General features: G+C 53.3%; 21 tRNA genes. All 21 read left to right on the forward strand.

What is annotated here, in order from left to right:
- Positions 1-135: 135 nt before the first annotated feature.
- The 21 genes from EIZ58_RS32620 to EIZ58_RS32720 all read left to right on the forward strand — a co-directional run bounded on the left by EIZ58_RS32620 (position 136) and on the right by EIZ58_RS32720 (position 2,047).
- Positions 136-226: transfer RNA gene (locus EIZ58_RS32620), tRNA-Ser, on the forward strand.
- A gap of 7 nt (positions 227-233) precedes the next feature.
- Positions 234-324, forward strand: a tRNA-Ser gene (locus tag EIZ58_RS32625).
- Position 325: 1 nt separating this feature from the next.
- Positions 326-401, forward strand: a tRNA-Thr gene (locus EIZ58_RS32630).
- A 17-nt stretch (positions 402-418) separates the two neighbouring features.
- Positions 419-495, forward strand: a tRNA-Met gene (locus tag EIZ58_RS32635).
- Between the two features lie 9 nt (positions 496-504).
- Positions 505-581 (forward strand) — tRNA-Met (locus EIZ58_RS32640).
- Positions 582-586: 5 nt separating this feature from the next.
- A tRNA-Trp gene (locus tag EIZ58_RS32645) sits at positions 587-660 on the forward strand.
- A gap of 8 nt (positions 661-668) precedes the next feature.
- Positions 669-744 (forward strand) — tRNA-His (locus EIZ58_RS32650).
- Positions 745-748: 4 nt separating this feature from the next.
- Positions 749-823, forward strand: a tRNA-Cys gene (locus EIZ58_RS32655).
- 8 nt (positions 824-831) lie between these two features.
- A tRNA-Arg gene (locus EIZ58_RS32660) sits at positions 832-908 on the forward strand.
- Between the two features lie 4 nt (positions 909-912).
- A tRNA-Ile gene (locus EIZ58_RS32665) sits at positions 913-988 on the forward strand.
- Between the two features lies 1 nt (position 989).
- Positions 990-1,076 (forward strand) — tRNA-Leu (locus EIZ58_RS32670).
- 13 nt (positions 1,077-1,089) lie between these two features.
- Positions 1,090-1,178: transfer RNA gene (locus EIZ58_RS32675), tRNA-Ser, on the forward strand.
- Positions 1,179-1,258: 80 nt separating this feature from the next.
- Positions 1,259-1,335 (forward strand) — tRNA-Glu (locus EIZ58_RS32680).
- A 5-nt stretch (positions 1,336-1,340) separates the two neighbouring features.
- Positions 1,341-1,416: transfer RNA gene (locus EIZ58_RS32685), tRNA-Val, on the forward strand.
- Positions 1,417-1,431: 15 nt separating this feature from the next.
- Positions 1,432-1,507 (forward strand) — tRNA-Thr (locus tag EIZ58_RS32690).
- A gap of 7 nt (positions 1,508-1,514) precedes the next feature.
- Positions 1,515-1,591: transfer RNA gene (locus EIZ58_RS32695), tRNA-Asp, on the forward strand.
- Between the two features lie 18 nt (positions 1,592-1,609).
- Positions 1,610-1,685, forward strand: a tRNA-Phe gene (locus tag EIZ58_RS32700).
- A 5-nt stretch (positions 1,686-1,690) separates the two neighbouring features.
- Positions 1,691-1,775 (forward strand) — tRNA-Tyr (locus tag EIZ58_RS32705).
- A gap of 12 nt (positions 1,776-1,787) precedes the next feature.
- Positions 1,788-1,862: transfer RNA gene (locus EIZ58_RS32710), tRNA-Gln, on the forward strand.
- A 5-nt stretch (positions 1,863-1,867) separates the two neighbouring features.
- Positions 1,868-1,943, forward strand: a tRNA-Lys gene (locus EIZ58_RS32715).
- Positions 1,944-1,964: 21 nt separating this feature from the next.
- Positions 1,965-2,047, forward strand: a tRNA-Leu gene (locus EIZ58_RS32720).
- Positions 2,048-2,122: the final 75 nt, after the last annotated feature.

Consider the following 2,122-nt stretch of genomic DNA (forward strand, 5'->3'; position numbering starts at 1 on the left):
GTAGCTCAATGGTGGAGCAACCGGCTGTTAACCGGTAGGTTGGCGGTTCGAGTCCGTCCTGAGGAGCCATACATAACAAATAGGACCCTCTGTCCCTGGTCGTGGCAGGGGGTTGTTTTTATTTGTTATAAATGTAGAGAGGTGTCCGAGTGGTCGAAGGAGCACGATTGGAAATCGTGTATACGTGATGAGCGTATCGAGGGTTCGAATCCCTTCCTCTCTGCCACAAATATGGAGAGTTACCCAAGAGGCCGAAGGGGACGGTTTGCTAAACCGTTAGGGTGGGCAACTGCCGCGAGGGTTCGAATCCCTCACTCTCCGCCATGCTCCTGTAGCTCAGTCGGTAGAGCGCATCCATGGTAAGGATGAGGTCGCAGGTTCGATTCCTGTCGGGAGCACCATAAAACTAACTCATAATGGCGGTGTAGCTCAGCTGGCTAGAGCGTTCGGTTCATACCCGAAAGGTCGGGGGTTCGACTCCCTCCGCCGCTACCATTTTATTATCGCGGGGTGGAGCAGCACGGTAGCTCGTCGGGCTCATAACCCGAAGGTCGCAGGTTCAAATCCTGTCCCCGCAACCAACTATAGGGACATAGTTTAACGGTAGAACAGAGGTCTCCAAAACCTCCAGTGTGGGTTCGATTCCTACTGTCCCTGCCAAAAGCATGGCGGTCGTGGCGAAGTGGTTAACGCATCGGATTGTGGCTCCGACATTCGAGGGTTCGATTCCCTTCGATCGCCCCATAAAGGGAGTATAGCCAAGTGGTAAGGCACAGGTCTGCAAAACCTTTATTCCCCGGTTCAAATCCGGGTACTCCCTCCATAAACATTGTCCCAGTAGCTCAGCAGGATAGAGCAACGGCCTTCTAAGCCGTGTGTCAGGAGTTCGAATCTCTTCTGGGACGCCAGAATGGGCCCTTAGCTCAGCTGGTAGAGCGGTCGGCTCATAACCGATTGGCCGCAGGTTCGAGTCCTGCAGGGCCCACCATGCGGTCGTGGTGGAATTGGCAGACACGCTATCTTGAGGGGGTAGTGGTCGTATGATCGTGCGAGTTCGAGTCTCGCCGACCGCACCATAGGAAGAATTACGGAGGGATACCGAAGCGGTCATAACGGGGCGGTCTTGAAAACCGTTAGGGTGCAAGCCCACGGGGGTTCGAATCCCTCTCCCTCCGCCAAATAATTTTTTAATTGGAAGAAAGAAACCATTGAAATCATGGTCAAACCATGATAAATTAGTACTTGTCGCTTTTGATGTGGCCCGTTGGAGAAGCGGCTTAACTCACATGCCTTTCACGCATGCATTCAGGGGTTCGAATCCCCTACGGGTCACCATATATGGGCGCTTAGCTCAGCTGGGAGAGCACCTGCCTTACAAGCAGGGGGTCGGCGGTTCGATCCCGTCAGCGCCCACCATATAAAATATTTTAAGCCGGCTTAGCTCAATTGGTAGAGCACCTGACTTGTAATCAGGGGGTTGAGGGTTCAAGTCCTTTAGCCGGCACCATGTTGTTGGAGCTGTGGTGAAGTTGGAGTTCACGCCGGTCTGTCACACCGGAGGTCGCGGGTTCGAGTCCCGTCAGCTCCGCCAGTTGTTTATTTGAATTAAGGCTTGGTAGCTCAGTCGGTAGAGCAGAGGACTGAAAATCCTCGTGTCGGCGGTTCGATTCCGTCCCAAGCCACCATTTTTGGAGGGGTAGCGAAGTGGCTAAACGCGGCGGACTGTAAATCCGCTCCCTAAGGGTTCGGCGGTTCGAATCCGTCCCCCTCCACCATGTGTGAATTTTTGGCCCGTAGCCAAGCGGTAAGGCAACGGACTTTGACTCCGTCAGGCCCTGGTGCGAATCCAGGCGGTCCAGCCATTAGGGAGCCATTAGCTGAGTTTGTAGAGCACCTGACTTTTAATCAGGGTGTCACTGGTTCGAGTCCAGTATGGCTCACCATTTTTAATAAAATATGAGGGTGTGGCGGAACTGGCAGACGCACAGGACTTAAAATCCTGCGGTAGGTGACTACCGTACCGGTTCGATTCCGGTCCTCGGCACCATCGCTTTACTTCAATGTTGAAGTTCACATATATTAAGTGCCCGTAGCTCAATCGGATAGAGTGTCTGACTACGAA

It is taken from the genome of Ammoniphilus sp. YIM 78166 (assembly GCF_004522215.1).
Taxonomy (GTDB): domain Bacteria; phylum Bacillota; class Bacilli; order Aneurinibacillales; family RAOX-1; genus YIM-78166.